The sequence below is a fragment of the Amycolatopsis sp. NPDC047767 genome, assembly GCF_040704195.1.
Taxonomy (GTDB): Bacteria; Actinomycetota; Actinomycetes; order Mycobacteriales; family Pseudonocardiaceae; genus Amycolatopsis.
This window is the reverse complement of record NZ_JBEYSJ010000005.1, coordinates 173,034-190,785: the sequence shown is the minus strand read 5'-3', so window position 1 is coordinate 190,785 and position 17,752 is coordinate 173,034. Positions and strand designations below refer to the sequence as shown.

Here is a 17,752-nt window from a genome sequence, read left to right as displayed (position 1 = left end):
AAAGCCCTACGAGGGACGAAGTTGTTTGATCAAGCCCCTGGAACGCCGAAGCGCCGGGCGGGGATGGTCCCCACCCGGCGCTTCGAGCCGGTGTTTCAGCTGGTCAGAGGTGACCCAGCAGCGGCAGCACGTCGGCCTTGGCCTTCGCCTGCGCGGACGCCGACGGGGCCGGTTGCGGCTGCGGCAGCGGCGCGCACTCGACATCGGCCGTGCGACCCGGCTTGCGGGCCGGCAGGGCGCCGGTCGCCAGGTAGTCCGCGATCTTGGTGTCCACGCACGCGTTGCCGCGCGGCGTGATGGCGTGGCTCGTGCCGCCCGGCTCCGCGATCAGCGACGCGCCCGGGAAGCGGCTGCGGACCTCGAGGCTGCCCTCGTACGGCGTGGCCGCGTCGAGCGTCTCGTCGATCATCAGCACGCTCTGCACACCCTTGCCGTCGACCTGCACGGGCTTGCTCGCCTTGGCGGGCCAGTAGACGCAGGGGGCGTTGAACCAGGCGTTCTGCCAGGTGAAGTACGGCGCCTTGAGGAACGTCTTCCAGTTGTCGAGGCGCCACTGGTTCCAGTTCGTCGGCCACTGCACATCGGTGCACTGCACGCCGAGGTACACGGCGTAACCGTTGTCGCTGTCGGACTCGAACAGGGCCTTGACCAGCGACGGGTCGTTCTTCGTGACGATCGCCGACAGCGCGTCGGCCACGTCGAGCCAGGTCAGCTGGTAGTAGCTGGCCTGCTGGATCACGTCGGTCAGCTCGTCGGGCCCGATCTGGCCGCCCGCGGGCTTGAGCGAGAGCTTCACCAGCTCACGGTCGACGGTCGCCTTCACCGAGGCCTGCGTCTTGCCCAGGTGGTAGGTGCTGTCGTACTTGGCGAGCCAGCCGAACCAGATGTTGAGGTTGCGGTCGAACGCCACGTCCTGGTTCAGGTTCGCCTGGTACCAGACGTTGCGCGGGTCCACCGTCGAGTCGAGCACCATGCGGCGCACGCGCTGCGGGAACATCGTGCCGTAGACCTGGCCGAGGTAGGTGCCGTAGGAGTAGCCGTAGAAGTTGATCTGGTCGGCACCCAGGGCCGCGCGGATGGAGTCCATGTCGCGCACCGAGTCGGTGGTCTTCAGGTTGTCGAGCAGCGCCTTCGGGTTCTTCTTGGCGCAGTCCTCGGCGTAGCCCTTGGCGCGGTTGAGCCACGTCTTCTCGAGGCTCGGCGTCAGCGGGACATACGAGGGCCGGTCGAAGCTCGTGTAGCCGTTGTCGCACGACAGCGCGGGCTTGCTCGAACCGACGCCGCGCGGGTCGAAGCCGATCCAGTCGTAGGCGTCACCCGCGTGGTTGGGCACGTTGGCGCCGACGCGCGAGAGCGTCAGGCCCGAGCCGCCGGGGCCACCGGGGTTGGTGAGCATGACGCCCTGGTACTGCGCGTCCGGGGTCTTGTGCTTGATGCGGCTGACGGCGAGCTGCGCCTTCTGGCCACCCGGGTTGCTGTAGTCCAGGGGCACGGTCACGAAACCGCACTCGGCGCCGGCCGCCTTGAGGCCGGCGTTGTCGCACTGCCCCCACGCCACGGGCGGCGGGGTGTAGGCGGCGGGGGCGGTGGCCGGCGCCGCTGACGCGACGGGCACGGTGACCAGCGAGGCCAGCGTCGCGACGGCGACTGCCGCGAAGACAGCACGTCTCACGGGAGTTCCTTCTCTGTCGGGGTTCTCGTCTGTCGGGTCCGCCAGACGTTAGTCGTCTTGGCGGCGTGCGGCCGGGTGTTCTGGCCGCTCTGCCCGATAGTCCCTACGAAAGGTGGACGCTCTAATCGGTTTGGCCGCCGTCCGCTGCCACCGCTACCGTGTCCGGCATGACCATCTTCCAGCGCTTGCGGCAGCTCTAGCCCCGGCGTGACTCTTCACGGCCGCGCGTTCGCGGCCGTCTTCCCTGCGCGCCGGGTCCTCCCCCTTTTGACGGAAAGGACCTGCGTCTTTCATGCGCGAACACATCGTGATGGTCGGCAGCACCGCGCCGAGCCACATCTACCCGTCCCTGGGCGTCATCGCCGAGCTCGTGCGGCGCGGGCACCGGGTGAGCTACGTGGTGGGCTCCCCCCTCGAGTCGCTGGTCGCCCCCACGGGCGCCCACGTCGTCACCCACCCGACCCTCCTGCCCCTCGGCGAGGCCGGCGTGTGGCCCGACGACCCGGCCGACGCCATGCGCGTCTTCCTGGACGAGGCGATCGCCGTGCACCCACTGCTCCTGTCGACGTTCGACGCCGACCGTCCCGACCTGGTCCTCTACGACATCGGCGGCCTCGGCGCGCCGCTGCTTGCGTCCCGGTACGCGGTGCCGGCTGTGCAACTGTCGCCGACGCTCGTGGCATGGGAGGGCTACGACGAGGACATGAGTTCGGTGCGGGACCCGATCAAGTCCTCACCGTCCGGTGTGGACTACGCCCGCACGATGACCGCGTGGCTGCGGGAGAACGGCGAGACCGAGGAGGCGTGGACCTGGCTTTCGCACCCGCCTCAGGTGCTGTCGCTCATCCCGCGCGCGATGCAGCCCCACGCCTCACGCGTCGGGCCGCACGTGCAGTTCGTCGGCCCGTGCCTGTCACCGGATCGGCTGGCCGAGACGTGGACCCCGCCGTCGTCGGGGAAGCCGGTGCTGCTGGTGTCGTTCGGAACGGCGTTCACCGACCAGCTGCCCGTGTACCTGGCCTGCGTCGAGGCCTTCGCCGACTCCGCTTGGCACGTCGTGATGTCGATCGGCGCTTTTGTGTCCGCTTCGGACCTGGGCCCGCTGCCGCCGTCGTTCGAGGTGCACTCCCGCGTGCCCCAGCTGGCAGTGCTGTCGGCGGCCTCGGCGTTCATCACCCACGCCGGGATGGGCAGCTGCACGGAAGCGCTGTGGTACGGCGTCCCCACGGTGGCCATCCCCCAGGCCGCCGACCAGTTCGGCAACGCGGCGCAGCTGGAAACGCTGGGCGTGGGGCGGCATCTGCCGGCCGCGGACGTGACCGCCGCGTCGTTGCGTTCGGCGGTGGACGAGGTCGCCGGATCCGCCGAGATGGCGGCGCGGCTGTCGTCGCTGTCCACGGAAATCCACGCCCACGGCGGCATTCCGGCGGCGGCTGATGCGGTGGAGGCGTTCTTGAAGTAAGGGTCGGGGGTTCCCGGTTCGTCCGGGATCCCCCTCACTCAGGCTCTGATCTCGTTCAAGTAGTTGTAGATCGTGTACCGGGTCACGTCCAGGTGGGTGGCCAGGTGGTCGACCGCGTCCTTGATGAGGAAGAACCCCGCCTCGTCGAGTTCGCGCACGACGGCGGCCTTGTGGCGCTTCTTCATGAGGTCCACGGGGATGCCGGCCTTGCCGATGGCGCGTTCGACCAGGAAGTGCTGCAGGCTGTCGACGTCGGGTGGGAACGTCTCGGGCCGCGCGGCGGCCGTGTCGGAGGACGGCGACGTTTCGCTGTTCACGCAGAGGCAGCCGACCGCCACGCCGGCGGCGTCGCGGAGGAACAGGGTGGACGAGCGGATCGCGCGGCCGTCCGGGCCGTGGGTGCGGTAGTTGGTCAGGTCCTGCGTGGTGCCGCGGCGGACGAGGCCCAGCAGGAGGTCGGTCATGGGCCCGCCCACGGTGCGGCCGGTGACGTCGCCCGCGATGGCGACGATGGAGTCGGGCAGGCGGGACAGGTCGTGGAGCAGGACCTCGTTGCCGGGGCCCAGCATGGCGGCCAGCCCGTCGACGGCGGGGATCAGGGCAGTGAGCAACGCGTGCGTCGCGCCGCCCGAGACCATCGACGGAAAGGTCACCGTGGTGCGCGGGTGCAGGAGACTGTCCACAGCGGACCGGACGGCCTCCGCGGCGGAGACCGGCGTTGACGCGTGCGGGGAAAGGCGGACATGTTCCGGCCGCACCGTCGCCGCGATGCCGGCCGCCGACAGAGCCGCGCCCACCTGTTCCGCCGGGTGGCCGGGCAGCTCGAACGCCAGGATCCCCGCCCGACGGTCCACAGCGGACACGATCGTCGCGCCCAGCGACAGCAGCACTTCCTCCAGCGCGTCCACGCGTTCGCCGATCCGGCCGGCGATCGCTCCGACACCGGCCTCCTCCACCAGCTCCAGGGCCGCCGCGAAGGCGCCGGACGTGATGGGGCTGAGGTTGGAGATCGACCAGCCGGCGGCAGTGGTGTCGGCGGGGTGGATCTCGTCGTCGAACAGGCCGGGGTCGCGCGCGCCCGTCCAGCCGGACAGGATCGGGTCCATGCGCTCCAGCGCGCGGTCGGACAGCACCGCGAAGCCCGTGCCCCAGCCGGCCCGCAGCCACTTCTGGCCGCCGACCACGAGCACGTCCGCGACCTCCCACGGCGCCTCGATCACACCGAAGCCCTGGATCCCGTCGACGACCAGCAGCCGGTCGCCCACCACCTCGCGCAGCGCGGCGAGGTCGGCGCGGTAGCCGGTGCGGAAGTCGACGGCACTCACCGACACCACCGTCGTCTCGGGCGTCAAGGCCTCGGCCACCCGCGAGGGAGTCACAAAACCCGCAGGCAGCCGACGCAGGTGCACGCGCCCAGCCTGCGAAGCCCGCGCCCACGGATACGTGTTCGCCGGGAACTCACCCGCCGAGACCAGCACCTCGCCGCGGGAGTTGAACGCCGCCTGGAACAACCCGAGGCTGGTGTGCGGCAGCAGCACGGTGTGGTCGGTGTCGCTGCCGCACAGCCGCGCCGCGGCCGCCTTCGCGCGCGTCTCCTGGCGCATCAGTTCGTCCACAGTGGACGGTCCGGCCTTCGTCGCCGCTTCCAGCAGGTTCGCCGTGGTGTCGAGCACCGCGTGCGACGGCGGCCCGAACCGGGCGAAGTCGAGGTAGCCGGCGGGCTCGTCGAACTGCAGCAGGTACCGGGGCGAGATCCGCGTCACGAGAGGACCCGCGCGAGGAACTGGCGGGTGCGTTCGTGCTCCGGGTTCTTCAGCACGGTCTCGGGCGGGCCCGTCTCGACCACCGCGCCGTCGGCGAGGAACACCACCTCGTCGGCCGCCTCGGCGGCGAAGGCCATCTCGTGCGTCACGACCACCATCGTCATCCCCTCCCGCGCCAACGTACCCATCACCGCCAGCACCTCCCCCACCAGCTCCGGGTCGAGCGCCGACGTCGGCTCGTCGAACAACATCAGCTTCGGCTTCATCGCCAACGAACGCGCGATCGCCACGCGCTGCTGCTGCCCGCCGGAAAGCTGCGCCGGGTACGCGTCCGCGCGGTGGGCCAGCCCCACGCGGTCCAGCAGTTCGAGCGCTTCCGCGCGGGCCTGCGACGGGTTCGTGCCGAGCACGCGCACGGGCCCCTCGACCACGTTCTCCAACGCCGTCCGGTGCCCGAACAGGTTGAACCGCTGGAACACCATGCCGATATCGCGACGCTGGCGAGCGACGTCCTTTTCGCGCAGTTCGTACAGCTTCCCGCCGCGCAGCTTGAAGCCGATCGGCTCGCCGTCGACCCAGACCTGCCCGGCGTCGATGGTCTCGAGGTGGTTGAGGCACCGCAGAAAAGTGCTCTTGCCCGCCCCCGACGGCCCGAGCAAGCACACCACCTGACCTCGGTGCACCTCCAGGTCGATGCCCTTGAGCACCTCGGTGTTCCCGTAGCTCTTGCGCACGCCGACCGCACGCAGCAGTGGCCCTGAAGGTTCAGACACGGGCACTCCTCACCAACGGCATCCCCCGCAACGCCTTCCCCACCCTCGCCGCGGGCCCGCGATCGGCCGCGCCGAACGAGCGTTCCAGGTAGTGCTGCCCGACGCCGGCCACGGTCACCACGACCATGTACCAGATCGCGGCGGCGATGAGCGTTTCCATGACCAGCAGGTTGTTGGACGAGATGTTGTTGGCCGCGTGGATCAGCTCCGTCACGCCGATCACCGAAGCCATCGACGTGCCCTTGAGCATGTTGATGAAGTCGTTGCCGGTCGGCGGGATGATCACGCGCATGGCCTGCGGCAGCACCACGCGCCGCAGCGTCGCGCCCGGCGTCATGCCGATGGACTTCGCGGCCTCGGTCTGCCCGACGTCCACACTGGTCAGCCCCGCGCGCACGATCTCGGCCATGTAGGCGCTCTCGTTCAACGCCAGGCCGAGCAGAGCCGCGGTGAACGCGCTGATCAGCACGTTCGTCTGCTCGTGGACGAGGTAACCGCCGAAGGGCAGCGGGATCGAGATCGTCGGGAAGATCAGCGCGAGGTTGTACCAGATCAGGATCTGCAGCAGCACCGGAAGCCCGCGGAACAGCCAGATGTACGCGGCCGCGAACCACTTCGCCACCGGGTTGGCGCTGCGGCGCAACAGGGCGATCAGGATGCCGAGCACGATGGCCACGGCCTGCGAGATCACCGCGAGCACCACGGTGTTGAGCAGCCCGACGGCCATCACGCGGTAGAACACGAAGTCGGGCACCGAGCCCCACTCGATCTGGGCCTGTGCGAGCGCGAACCCGAGCAGCACGAGCAGGGCGACGATGACCACCGCGCTGACCCAGCGGCCCCAGTGCTTCAGCCGGACGATCGGCAGCGGTTCAGCTCCCGCCATTGACGGCCGCCTCCTTGACCGCGCCCTGCTCCACGCCCCAGGCCTGCAGGATCTTGCCGTACGTGCCGTCGGCGACGAGCTCCTGCAGCGCCTGCTTCACGGCGTCGCGCAGCTTCGTGTTGGTCTTGGTGAAGCCGATGCCGTATGGCCCGCCCTCGATCGGCGCGCCGGGCACGACCTCGAAGAACTTGCCGTCGCCCGCGGTGCGCGAGATGTAGACGGCGCTCGGCAGGTCGTTGAGGATCGCGGCGACGCGGCCGGTGCGCAGCTGGTTCTGGTTCTGCGTGTCGGAGTCGGTGGCCGTGACGGTGATCGCCGGCTCGCCCGCCTGCGTGCACTTCGTGCTCTGCGCGGCGGCGAACTTCTGGTGGCTCGTGCCCTGCACCACGGCGATGTTCTTGCCGCACAACGTGTCCGGGCCCGTGATGCCGTCGGGGTTGCCCTTGCGGACCATGATCGTGATGCCGGAGGAGAAGTAGTCGACGAAGTCGATCTGCTGCTGGCGTTCCTTGGTGTCGTTCATCGCGGCCATGGTCAGGTCCACGCGGCCGGACTGCAGGCTCGTGATCAGCGAGCCGAAGGCCATGTCCTGGTAGGACACCGTGACGCCGAGCTTCGCGCCGATCGCCTTCGCCAGGTCCACCTCGTAGCCGATCGGCGTCTTGCCGTCGCTCGAGTAGAAGTTGTTGGGCGCCGACTGGATGTTCGACGCGAGGTGCAGCGCCTTGGCCTGCGCGACGGCGGGCGGCAGGGCGGCGGTGAGCTGCGCGTCCGGCTTCACGGCCGCGATGAGCGCGGTGTTGTCCGGGATGGGCGAGGCTCCCCCGCCGGCCGGCTGCTGCGTGCCGCCGGCGCCGTCGGGACCACCTCCGCAGGCCGCGGTGACGAGGGCGAGCGCACCGGTCAGCAGGGCGGCCTGCCAGGCGCGGGTACGGGACGGCGACGGCATCGGGGACCTCCAGGGCATCGTGATGGCCGGAACGGTACAACTGGTTGTTGAAGTGGTCAACAGGCAGTTGAAGTTCGCTGGTCCGCTAAGGTTCGATCATGCGCATCGGAGTGCTCGGAGCCGCGGGCATCGTCCCGGAAGCCCTGCTCAAGCCGGCCCGGGAGAACCCGGACGTCGACATCGCGGCCATCGCGGCGCGCGACATCTCGCGCGCCCACGAGTTCGCCACGAAGCACCGCATCCCCGAGGTGCACGCGAGCTACGAAGAGCTGCTCGCCGACCCGTCGATCGACGCCGTGTACAACCCGACGCCCAACGGTCTCCACGGCCGCTGGACCCTCGCCGCCCTGGCCGCCGGCAAGCACGTGCTCTGCGAGAAACCCTTCACCGCCAACGCTTCCGAGGCCCGCCTCGTCGCCGACGCGGCCGAAGCGGCCGGGCTCGTGGTGATGGAGGCCTTCCACTACCGCTACCACCCGTTCACGCGGCGCATGGAGGAACTGCTGGCGTCCGGCGAGCTGGGCGAGGTGCAGCACATCGAGACCGCGGTGTGCTTCCCGCTGCCGCGCTTCAAGGACATCCGCTACAACCTGTCCCTCGCGGGCGGCGCGACCATGGACGCGGGCTGCTACGCCGTCCACATGGCGCGCGTTCTGGGCGGCGCGACCCCGACGGTTGTCGACGCCCGCGCCAAGCTGCGTTCCCCGGAAATCGACCGCGCCATGACCGCGTCCCTGCGCTTCCCCTCCGGCGCGACGGCCCGGGTGCGCGCTTCACTCTGGTCGTCGGACGTCCTGCGCATCAGCGCCCGCGTGGTCTGCAGCGGCGGTGAGCTGCGGGCGATCAACCCGCTGTCACCGCAGTTCTGGCACCGCCTGTCCGTCCGGCGCGGCGATTCCCGCTCAGTGGAACGCTTCTCCCACCGGCCTTCGTACGCCTACCAACTGGAAGCCTTCGCGGACGCGGTGTTGCGCGACGTGCCAGTGCCGACGTCGCCCGCCGACGCCGTCGAAACCATGACCGTCGTCGACGCGATCTACGAAGCCGCCGGCCTGCGCCCGCGCGTCCCCACGTCCTGACGCACCTTCATCAACGCGAACCCCAGCAGGTTGAGCCCCCGCCACGCGCGGGGCTCGCCCACCCGCTTGTCGTCCGGCGCCAGCCCGATCCCCCACACCCGATCCACCGGGCTCGCCTCGACCAGCACGCGCTCCCCCGTGTTCGCCAGGAACTCGGCCAGCCCGGCGTTCTGCCCGAACTTCGCCGCGTTCCCTTCCACGACGATGTCGAACCGGTTGGCGTTCCACAGTTCGTCGTTGAAGCCTCTTACTTCGCGGCCCAGCGCCTTCGCCGCCCCCGGATGCCGCGCCTGGTGAATCCGCTCCGCCGCGGCTTCGTCTCCGAACAGGATCGCCTTCCGCCACATCATGTAGTGCTCGGCGGTCGCGAACATCCGCCCGCCCACCTCGAACCCCGCCGGCCACCACTGACTCAGGCAGCCCGCCCCGATCCGCCCACCGGGCTCGGGCCGGTGCCCCCAGAACGGTAAGTACTTGAAACGCCGCCCCCGGTCCAAGGCACGACAGAGCTCATCGAACGTCCGCGGCTGTGGTCCCATACGGACAGTGTGAACGAGTGCGGGGAGTTTTGCCCGGGGTTTTCGCAGGTTGGCGCACTGGAGGCGGGGCGGTTGGGGGATCGGGGGCGGCTGGATGGGGGATGGAGGGTTGTCGGTGAGCGGGATTTGGGTGGGGGTTGTTGGTCGGGTTCGGTGGCTGTGGGGTTGCCGGGCGCGTGCTTGATTCGGTGTGGCGCTCGCAGTTCGGGCCCATCGTGACGATGCGACTCGGCTTGCTCCGGCGGCGACGTTTGGCTCATGGCAGCAGCGCGATTTGACCTATCCCTGTTTCGCGAAGCGGCCGAGCCCGGCAACTCAAGGCCACCCAATCTCGCCTCGCGAAGAGAACAACCACGCCAGCCAGCCAAGCCTGGCGGAGCGAGACAGCCCGACAACACGACGCCGCCCAGCCTCGCCTCGCCTCGCCTCGCGAAGCAAGACACCCCACAACGCATCTCGGCTTGCCCGACAACGCAAGTTGGCTCACGCCGGCAACGCAACTCAACCCACTCCTACCGCACAGAGCGAGCCAGCCCAACACACAACGCCGCCCCAGCCCGCCTCGCCTCGCCTCGCCTCGCGAAGCAGGACACCTCACATCGCGTCTCGGCTTGCCTCGACAACGCGCGTTGGCTCACTCCCGCACGAAACCCAACCCACTCCGACCGCCCGATCGAGCCACCAACAACACAACGCCGCCCAGCCCCGCCTCGCGAAGCAACCCACCCCACAACCCACCGCCACTGGGCGTCCGAAACAGAACCCTCCTCCCCACTCCCCCTTGGTTCCCCACCACACAAGCCACACCTTCCCCCACAACAAAAACGCAACGGGCCCTCCCAACTGCGGAAGACCTCCCACCCCCTCCCCTTCCCCTCCCGGCTCCCCGACAAGAAGCCTCAGCGCGGTTCGGGGCTGGTTGTCAAGGTACTCTTTCCAGCCTTGACAACCAGCCCCGAACCGTAGCCATAATTGTCGGCTTCGGGGAGCTCTCGCCAGGTGCTTTTGTCTTTTCGCCGTTAGGCGAATCTTTAGACCCACAAGAGAAAAGAGCCGCCTAACGGCGGAAGAGATATGCACATATCACCACCCCGATTTTTCTATCGTTCTACGGTGCTCACTTTGTGTCAAGGCTGGAAAGAGTACCTTGACACAAAGCGACCACCGTAGAGAAGGTAAAGAATCGGGGGGCCGCCGGGGGAAAGGATGTTGAAGGAGTTTTCGTTGCCGTTTGGGTGGGGTGTTGCCGATGCAACGGCGTCCGCGCGGCCGAGCAGATGGCTGGGACCGTCAGCCTTCGTCCTCGTCCTCGAACCAGTCGCCGATGTTCTTCCAGGCGAACTCCAGCAGCCAAGACTCGTCGCCAGAAAGCCACCCGCCACCAGCAATGATGACCTTGTCGCGGGAAACAGTCAGCGTCTGATAATGGCAGGAAGGGGAACCATCGCGGTATTCAACTTGGTAAGTCCCATTGGGTCTGTACCAGATTTGCCAATAGGTGTTCTCGACACCACCATCAAGAATCAAGTGGCCGCCGCGCGGCAAGACCTCCATGACGGCGGCGACGTTGTCCCCGGTCGGGTTCTCCACGTTGAGGCCCGTGGATGTCTGCATCGTGACCAAGGTGATCACCTCTCCGGTAGGCGAGCCGAAGGATATCGTCACGACGAGCGTTGACTGCGTCACGGCAACCACAACCCAACCCCCACCCGGCCGAGGCTGCCTCGCCAGCTAGCGTGGCCCGTATGGAGATCGACCTCAGCACCCGCGGCGAAGAGTTCCGGGCTTTCTGGACCGAGCGGAGGCTCGCCTCCCTCACGACAGTCCGGCCGGATGGCACGCCGCACGTCGTGGCTGTGGGGGTCACCGTCGACTTCGAGGCCGGTGTGGCCAGGGTCATCACGTTTTCCGACTCCCACAAGGCGCGCCTGGCCGAGGCGGCGGGTGAAGGCGGCGTGGCGGCGGCGGTCTGTCAGCTCGACGGGCCCGTGTGGTCCACGCTGGAAGGGCGAATGGTCCTCCGCGACGACCCGGAGGCCGTCAAGGACGCGGAGGATCGGTACGCCGCGCGGTACCGGCAGCCGAAGCCCAACCCCAAGCGGGTTGTGTTGGAGATCCGGATCAGGCGGGTCATCGGCAACGCCTAGGCGCGGGCGTGCACCAGCCAGGTGTACTCCGCGATCAGGGCGGCAAGATCCGTGTCCTCGCCGGCGGCGGCCAGCTGCTGGTGCCCGACGAGCATTGCCAGGCCGAGGGCGGTGAGGGTGCGGGCGAGGGCGGCGTCCCCCACCAGGCCCTTCACGGCGCGCCCCACGGTTCGGAGGCGGGCGTCGTCCACGCGTTTCTGGGCGGCTCGCACGGCCTCGTCGTTCGCGGCCCAGGCGCGGATCGCCGCTTCGGCCTTGTGGTGCAGGCCGAGGGTGAGCTCCATCAACGCCGCGAAATCGGCGGCGGGGCCGGACTGGCCGAACGAGCCCGAGGCCAGGATCAAAACCTGCCGGTTCTCCCAAAAGCCCAACAAGTCCTCGACGAAAGCCGACCAGCCGCCGAAATGGTGGTAAAAGGAGCCACTGGTCACGCCCAAATCGCGGCACAGACGGCCGACGTTCAGGCCGGCGAAACCGTCGCCGGCCAACACTGCCAAAGCCGACTCGAAGTATTGTTCCCGGGTCACCGCGGCCATCAGACGTTGCGGTCCCGATCCCGCCAATAAGGCTCACGCAGAGAACGCTTCAGGATTTTCCCCGTCGCGTTGCGGGGCAATGCTTCGAGGACGTCGACGCTGCTCGGGCACTTGAAGTGGGCCAGGCGCTCGCGGCAGAACTCCAGCAGCTTGTCCACGTCGAGGACCTCGCCCGGCACCGGCGCGATCACGGCCTTCACCTGCTCGCCCCACCGATCGTCCGGCACGCCGATCACGGCGACCTCCGCGACGCCGGGGAACTCGGCCACCACGCGTTCCACCTCGGGCGAATAGACGTTCTCACCGCCGGTGATGATCATGTCCTTCACGCGGTCTTCCAGAAACACGAACCCGCCGTCGTCGACGCGGCCGACGTCGCCCGTGCGCACCCAGCCGGCGACGATCGTCTCGGCGGAGGCCTCGGGTTTGCCCAGGTAGCCGGACATCCGCTGGTCCGTGCGGATCCACACCTCGCCCGAGTCGGCGTCCTCCAGGGTCGCCGGGTCGACGATCCGCACCTCGACACCGGGCACGGGGGTGCCGGCCGAAGCCAGACGCTCGGGGCGGGACGCGTCGCGGTGGGCGGCGCCGTCGAGCGTGGTGACGGCGCCGGAAAGCTCCGTCATGCCGTACACCTGCACGAACTCCATGTCCGGCCATGCGGCCAGCGCCGTGCGCAGCAGCGGAAGCGGCATCGGGGAAGCGCCGTAGCCGAGGTACTTCAGGCGCGAGAAGCCGGCGATCGCCTGCTCGCCCGCCTGCACGATCGCGCCGACCACCGCCGGCACGAGGAACGCGTGCGTCGCCCCGGCGGCCAGGGCGCCGAACAACGACGGGGCGTCCGGCTCGCGGGTCATGATCGTCGGCAGGCCGGTGAGGAAACCCAGGATGGCGTAACAGGTTCCGCCGACGTGGAACAACGGCATGGCCACGAGGTTCTTGTCGCCGTCCGCCATGGGGAACGCCGTGCCCACCGCGATGCCGTGCGTCAGCACGCTGCGGTGAGTCAGCACGGCACCCTTCGGAAAGCCCGTGGTGCCACTGGTGTACATCACGAGCACACCGTCGTCCTCGGCGACCGGCGGCAAGTCCACAGAGGACGGATCACCGGCCGAGACAAGCGCCTCGAACGCGTCGGATTCCCCGCCCACGACAACGAACCGCCGCAGAGCCGGCAGCCGGTCGCGGATTCCCTCCAGAACGGGCAGCAGCTCCGCCCCGACGAAAACGATCTCCGCACCGGAATCCGCGAGAATGTAAGCCAGTTCGTCCGGCGAGAGCCGCCAGTTCGCGATCGCGTTGGCCGCCCCCAGGGCCGCCACGGCGAAGGACACCTCGAGGCACGCCGGGTGGTTCTTGTCCACGAACGCCACCCGCTCGCCGCGCCCGACGCCTTCGGCCGCCAGGGCCGCGGACAGCCGCCGCACGCGGTCGTCGAACTGGGCCCAGGTCCGCGTGACGCCGCCGAAGGTCACCGCCGGCTCGTCGCCCCGCTCGCGCGCCCAGTGTTCGAGAACGTCTCCCAGCAGGCGGAAGTCGGGACGGTCGTCGACAGCCACGTGTGGCTCCCTTCGCAGGCACCAGCGCCATAGAGTGCTCTATGGTGCGACGCCGAAACCCCGGCCGTCAACACCCCGGCCAGGGGAAACCCGCTCAGGCGAACAGCGCCAGCACCCCTTCGGCGCTGCGCACCACCACGTGCGCAGCCGCGCGCTCGGCCGGCGGGCGGTCCTGCCGTTCGGCCTCGTGCCGCCACCGCAGCACGGCGTCGGCGCCGGCGGCGTAGACCTCCCGGGGATCGGACTCGAAGTCGAGGCCCAGCCGTTCCTCCGGCGTGGTCCCCTGCGCCCCCAGCAGCCGCACGGCCTCGTCCGCCGGTTCGCCGGACAGCGCGGTCCGGCCGCCGCGGATGTCGGCGATCAGGCGCAGCTCCGTGAAGTCGTGGGCGGTCGCCGCGAAGCGCTCCACCCGCGCCTCCAGCCGGTCGCTGCCCGGCCGCGGTTCGTTCTGCAGCACGGCTTCCAGCCGCACCACCGCCGTCCGCGCCTTCAACGCTTCCGCGCGCGCCGCGAAGCACCCCGCGACGGTGTCCCGCAGCTCGCCCAGACCACTGCGCCGCACGAGCTCCGTGGACAGCTTCACGCGGCTGTCGCTGCCCGTGCGGATCAACGTCAGCGCCAGCTTCACCCCGAACAACCCGAACCGCGAAACCAGCGACCGCCGCGTGTCCACCGAAACGGGACCGGGGAACGCGGGATCGGTGAACGCGTCCACCGACAGCAGGTAGCGCTCCAGCTCCTCGCGCGGCACGGCGGCGAACGCGGCCAGCAGCTCGAACTCGTCGTCGGTGAACGCCCGGGCGCCGTACGCGAGCTGCGCGGCCACCGCGATCACGCCCTGCGCCCCGCTGCACAACGGGTCCTCGCGCCACGCCCGGCGGGCCAGCTGCTTGGCCGTGAGCAGCGCGTCGATGCGGCCCGCGCCCGTCTCGTCGGCGCGCGCGAGCACCAGGACCGTGTCGACGGCCGTCTGCCGCGCGAACGCCGAGCGCGCGGCCGGGTGCGCGCTCGCCAGCTCGTCGGGCTCGAGGTGGCGCAGCAGCCGCACGGTCGCGTCGGTCAGCACCGCGGCCGACGGGTCGTCGACGAGCGTCAGGTCGCGCAACGACCGCGTCTCGCCGAGCGCCGCCGCGAGCGTCGACTTGCCCGTGCCCGGCGCGCCGGTGATGCCGACGCGCAGCGGTTCGTCGAGGTGGTTCAGAGCTTCGTGCAGCGACGCGGCCGCGCGCGGGCTGTCGCGGTACAGACCGCAGGCTTCGGCCAGCAGGCCGCGGACGTCCTCGGTCACGCCGGCAGCTCCCTCGGCGCCCGGCCCGCGAGCACACCCAGCTCGCCGGCGCGCTGGTGCAGACCGGCGAGGCGCTCGATCTCGCGGCGCAGCTTGACCATCCGCCGTTCCCGCTCGGCCGAGCCGGCGATGATCGTCTCGCGTTCGCGCGCGAGCTGGTCGGCCAGCTCCTCGGCCAGCGCGGTGAAGTGGTCGCGCAGTTTCCGCTGCACGCCGCGGATCGCGTCTCGGCATTCCTTGGAGAACCGCAGGAAGACGTCGTCGACGTGGCGCTGCGCGGTCATCTTCGCCACAGCCTGGCGGCGCTGCAGCCGCATGCCGCCCTCGTCGCTGATCGTCTTCGCCGCGAAGGCCGCGCCCGCACCGAGCGAGACGGGGTTGATCAGCGGCAGCCCCGCGAGGCTCGTGACGAGGCCGAACATCAGCACACCGCCGTAGGAACCGCGCAGACCCGTGAACAGCTTCTGCCCGATCTTGAACCCCTCGATGCGCGGCTGGCGGACGTCGGCGATCAGCTCGGCGCCCGACTCCCCGAGCCGCAGGTCGTGCAGGTCGTACTGCGCCCCGAACGCCGCGGCGACGGCCTGCGCGATCCACTCCGCGCGGTCGGCGGTGAAGTTGTAGTTCGTCTCCACGGCCTCGGCGAGCGTCTTGTCGAGCCACGGCCCGAACTCGTCCCACACCTTCACCGGGTCACCCTTGTCGAAGGTCTCGTCGATGGTCTCGACGATCTTGCGGGTGCGCTCGCGCAGGTCGTACTCGGCGTCGGACTGCAGGTCGGCGATCTCGTCGGCGAGCAGGTTCTGCCAGCGGGTGTTGCGCTTGCGCAGCTCGTCGGCCTTGCGCTGCGCCCGGTGCAGCAGGGTCGTCTGGTCCACGCCCGCGTCCTGCCCGGCGAGCTCCGCGCGGGCCCGCAGCGTCTCCACGAGCTCCGCGGCCGCCGCGCGCACGCTCAGGGCGGCCAGCACGGCGCTCGTGTGCTCCGGCGGCCGTGCGGCCTGCTCCGCGATCCACGCGAGCAGCGCGGGGAAGCCGGAGCGAGTGTTGAGGTCCTGGTCCCCTGCCTTCGCCGCGGCCATGCGCACGGTGGCCGACACGGGCAGCACGGGCGAGTCGATGCCGGCGCCGGCCAGCAGCGCGCGGTCGCGTTCGGCGACGGCGCGCCAGCTCGGGCTGGCGTCGATCTTCGTCAGGGCAAGCACGACGTGGGGGCACCACGTGCGGACGTGGTGGGCGAGCGCGACTTCCGCTTCGCCGAGCGGGGTGGTGGCATCGGAGACGAGCACAACAGCGTCGGCATCGGCCAGCACGTCGAGGGCGGCGGCGGTGCGCGGCGAACGCGGGTCGCCGATCGCGGGGGTGTCGACGAGCACGAGGCCCCCCGAAAGCAGTTCTCGCGGCACGCCGACCTCCACGCGGCGCAGCGAGCCAGGGGGGCGCGCGCCGACTTCACCGGTGAGGCGTTCGACCGGCACGGGCACGCGCTCGTCGGCGCGGCCGACGAGCGTGGCGGTGGGCTGGGCGGAGTAGCCGATCTCCACCGGCACGGCGGGAGTCGCGGCGTCGCCGACGCTGCAGACGGGTGCGTTGAGCACGGCGTTGACCAGGTAGCCCTTGCCCTGCTTGGGAAAACCCAGCACGGCGATACGGGTGACGCCCGGCGGACGGTCGCGGCGCCGGCGCAGGCGCTGCACCAGGTCTTCGCGGCCGTGGGACCGGCAGGCGTCCAAGGTCTCGTCGAGCACTTCGAGCCAAGCGGGAGCGGTCACGTCGAAGGAGTGTCCCCCGTGCACGAGGAGTGAGCGAACCGGGTGGTGGCTCCGCGGTCGCACCCAGACCGCGGAGCCACTCCGTCAAAGCAGGTGAATCACAGGTGCAGGTCGAGCCCGGCGCCGCCGTGGCTGGTCTCCGCACCGGCCTGGAGGTCGAGGCCCAGCGTGTGCTGGCCCAGGTCCGTGACGGTCGAGACGGTGTCGTGCACCGCGCCGAGGCCCGCGTCGGTGCCCGCGTGCGCGTCGGTGCCCGTGTGCGCGTCGGCGCGCTCGCCGCCCAGGTCCGGAACGACCGAGTGCGTGAGCCCCTGAACCTCGTTGGTCACGCCGCCCACGGCGTGGTCCAGGCCGCCGAGGCCGTTGGTGAGGTTGCCCACCTGGTCGGTGACGGAGCCCGCGAGGTCGCTGACGTGACCCTCGACGCCGGTGGCGGACTGGGCGAGGTTGCTCGTGAGGCCACCCACGGGGGCCATGGCGCCACCGGCGACCGGCAGGTCGCTCGCGTGCAGCGGCGCGGAGCCGTCGACCGCACCGGTGACCTGGCCGGCGACGTCCTGGACCTGCGCGACGGCGCCGCTGACGGCGCCGGCGTCGAGGCCGCCCGAAAGGTCGTTGACCAGACCGAAGGCGCTGGTCGGGTCCTGCGCGAGGGCGGTGACGCCCGCGGCGGTGTTCTGCAGGTCGGTCACGCCGGACAGCGCGCCGACGGCGGGCAGCTCGCCCACGACGGGGAGGTCGCCCACGGCGGGCAGCTCGCCGACGGCCGGCAGCGCCGGCAGACCCGGGACGGCGGGCAGCGCCGGGACCGAGAGGCCGTCGACGCCGGGCAGGCCCAGCGACGCGGTCAGCGCCTGCAGCTGCTCGATGGCGCCCTGGGGGCCGTCGGCGAGGACGCCGGTGAGGTCGCCCGCCTGCGGGAGGTTGCCGAGCGAGCCCAGGTCGTCGACCGGGATGTAGTCGAGCACCAGCGGCATGACCTCGTGCACGTCGGCGGCGCTGATGTCGCCGAGACCGGCGGCCTGCAGCGCGGCCTGCGGGTCCTGCGCGAAGGCGGCCAGCGACATCGGGTCGCTGAGCAGGTTGAGCGTGAAGTCGTGCAGGGTCTGCACCGGGTCCATGTGGGGATCTCCAGAGGTGTTGATTACGGGGGATTGGCCCGGCCGTCCCCGGCCAGGTTGCCGATGAAGGTAGAGACGGGACTCCCGGCCCACATCGGGGTTCACTCCCAGTTGTCGCGCGTTGCGCCGTTAGGGGGTCGGCGGCTCCTCGTTAGGGAGCGGGGGTGACCCGTCGACCCGTCAGTGGGGTTAAAACCGACATTCGCCCG

15 protein-coding genes are annotated in these 17,752 nt (G+C 70.3%); 3 read left to right on the top strand and 12 right to left on the bottom strand.

Annotation, left to right across the window (positions count from 1 at the left end; all coding sequences use genetic code 11):
• Positions 1 to 103 precede the first annotated feature (103 nt).
• Positions 104 to 1,672 (bottom strand): alpha/beta hydrolase, encoded by a 1,569-nt coding sequence (locus tag AB0878_RS11935; RefSeq protein ID WP_366579045.1) that lies wholly within the window; start codon positions 1,670 to 1,672, stop codon positions 104 to 106.
• Between the two features lie 292 nt (positions 1,673 to 1,964).
• Between AB0878_RS11935 and AB0878_RS11930 the strand changes: the two genes are divergently transcribed.
• Positions 1,965 to 3,134, top strand: a complete 1,170-nt coding sequence (locus tag AB0878_RS11930; protein ID WP_366579044.1) for a macrolide family glycosyltransferase — start codon at positions 1,965 to 1,967, stop codon at positions 3,132 to 3,134.
• A gap of 38 nt (positions 3,135 to 3,172) precedes the next feature.
• Here AB0878_RS11930 and AB0878_RS11925 read toward each other — a convergent pair whose 3' ends face one another.
• From AB0878_RS11925 to AB0878_RS11910, 4 genes are read right to left on the bottom strand one after another with little or no spacing between them, the layout of a single operon-like run.
• The gene (locus AB0878_RS11925; protein ID WP_366579042.1) at positions 3,173 to 4,897 is read right to left on the bottom strand and encodes an aminotransferase class V-fold PLP-dependent enzyme; all 1,725 of its coding nucleotides are present in this window, start codon (positions 4,895 to 4,897) and stop codon (positions 3,173 to 3,175) included.
• A complete protein-coding gene (locus AB0878_RS11920; RefSeq protein ID WP_366579040.1) occupies positions 4,894 to 5,670 on the bottom strand; it encodes an amino acid ABC transporter ATP-binding protein in 777 nt (258 codons plus the stop codon). The genes AB0878_RS11925 and AB0878_RS11920 overlap by 4 nt, the downstream gene beginning before the upstream one ends.
• Positions 5,663 to 6,556, bottom strand: coding sequence for an amino acid ABC transporter permease (locus tag AB0878_RS11915; protein ID WP_366579038.1), 894 nt, complete (start codon positions 6,554 to 6,556; stop codon positions 5,663 to 5,665). Before AB0878_RS11915 ends, AB0878_RS11920 begins: the two co-directional genes overlap by 8 nt.
• Positions 6,543 to 7,505, bottom strand: a complete 963-nt coding sequence (locus AB0878_RS11910) for an ABC transporter substrate-binding protein (protein ID WP_366579036.1) — start codon at positions 7,503 to 7,505, stop codon at positions 6,543 to 6,545. The genes AB0878_RS11915 and AB0878_RS11910 overlap by 14 nt, the downstream gene beginning before the upstream one ends.
• 98 nt (positions 7,506 to 7,603) lie before the next feature.
• On the opposite strand from AB0878_RS11910, the gene AB0878_RS11905 reads away from it, so the two are divergent.
• Positions 7,604 to 8,584: a Gfo/Idh/MocA family oxidoreductase gene (locus AB0878_RS11905; protein ID WP_366579035.1), complete on the top strand. Its 981-nt coding sequence runs from the start codon at positions 7,604 to 7,606 to the stop codon at positions 8,582 to 8,584.
• Here the strand turns inward: AB0878_RS11905 and AB0878_RS11900 are convergent.
• Together AB0878_RS11900 and AB0878_RS11895 are read right to left on the bottom strand one after the other, a co-directional pair.
• Entirely contained in the window at positions 8,542 to 9,123 is a 582-nt protein-coding gene (locus tag AB0878_RS11900) for an NADAR family protein (RefSeq protein ID WP_366579034.1), read from the bottom strand. The genes AB0878_RS11905 and AB0878_RS11900 overlap by 43 nt on opposite strands.
• 1,290 nt (positions 9,124 to 10,413) lie before the next feature.
• A complete protein-coding gene (locus AB0878_RS11895; protein ID WP_366579032.1) occupies positions 10,414 to 10,818 on the bottom strand; it encodes a hypothetical protein in 405 nt (134 codons plus the stop codon).
• Between the two features lie 50 nt (positions 10,819 to 10,868).
• On the opposite strand from AB0878_RS11895, the gene AB0878_RS11890 reads away from it, so the two are divergent.
• Complete coding sequence (locus AB0878_RS11890; RefSeq protein WP_366579031.1) at positions 10,869 to 11,270, top strand: TIGR03618 family F420-dependent PPOX class oxidoreductase; 402 nt, start codon at positions 10,869 to 10,871, stop codon at positions 11,268 to 11,270.
• Here AB0878_RS11890 and AB0878_RS11885 read toward each other — a convergent pair.
• The 5 genes from AB0878_RS11885 to AB0878_RS11865 form a co-directional block, all read right to left on the bottom strand.
• Positions 11,267 to 11,806, bottom strand: a complete 540-nt coding sequence (locus AB0878_RS11885; protein ID WP_366579029.1) for a TetR/AcrR family transcriptional regulator — start codon at positions 11,804 to 11,806, stop codon at positions 11,267 to 11,269. The genes AB0878_RS11890 and AB0878_RS11885 overlap by 4 nt on opposite strands.
• Positions 11,806 to 13,365, bottom strand: coding sequence for a long-chain-fatty-acid--CoA ligase (locus AB0878_RS11880; protein ID WP_366579027.1), 1,560 nt, complete (start codon positions 13,363 to 13,365; stop codon positions 11,806 to 11,808). Before AB0878_RS11880 ends, AB0878_RS11885 begins: the two co-directional genes overlap by 1 nt.
• A gap of 94 nt (positions 13,366 to 13,459) precedes the next feature.
• Positions 13,460 to 14,653, bottom strand: coding sequence for a GTPase (locus AB0878_RS11875; RefSeq protein WP_366579026.1), 1,194 nt, complete (start codon positions 14,651 to 14,653; stop codon positions 13,460 to 13,462).
• Positions 14,650 to 16,422, bottom strand: coding sequence for an isoniazid inducible protein IniA (locus AB0878_RS11870; protein WP_366579025.1), 1,773 nt, complete (start codon positions 16,420 to 16,422; stop codon positions 14,650 to 14,652). The genes AB0878_RS11875 and AB0878_RS11870 overlap by 4 nt, the downstream gene beginning before the upstream one ends.
• Before the next feature lie 98 nt (positions 16,423 to 16,520).
• Positions 16,521 to 17,543, bottom strand: coding sequence for an IniB N-terminal domain-containing protein (locus AB0878_RS11865; RefSeq protein WP_366579024.1), 1,023 nt, complete (start codon positions 17,541 to 17,543; stop codon positions 16,521 to 16,523).
• Between the last annotated feature and the right edge of the window lie 209 nt (positions 17,544 to 17,752).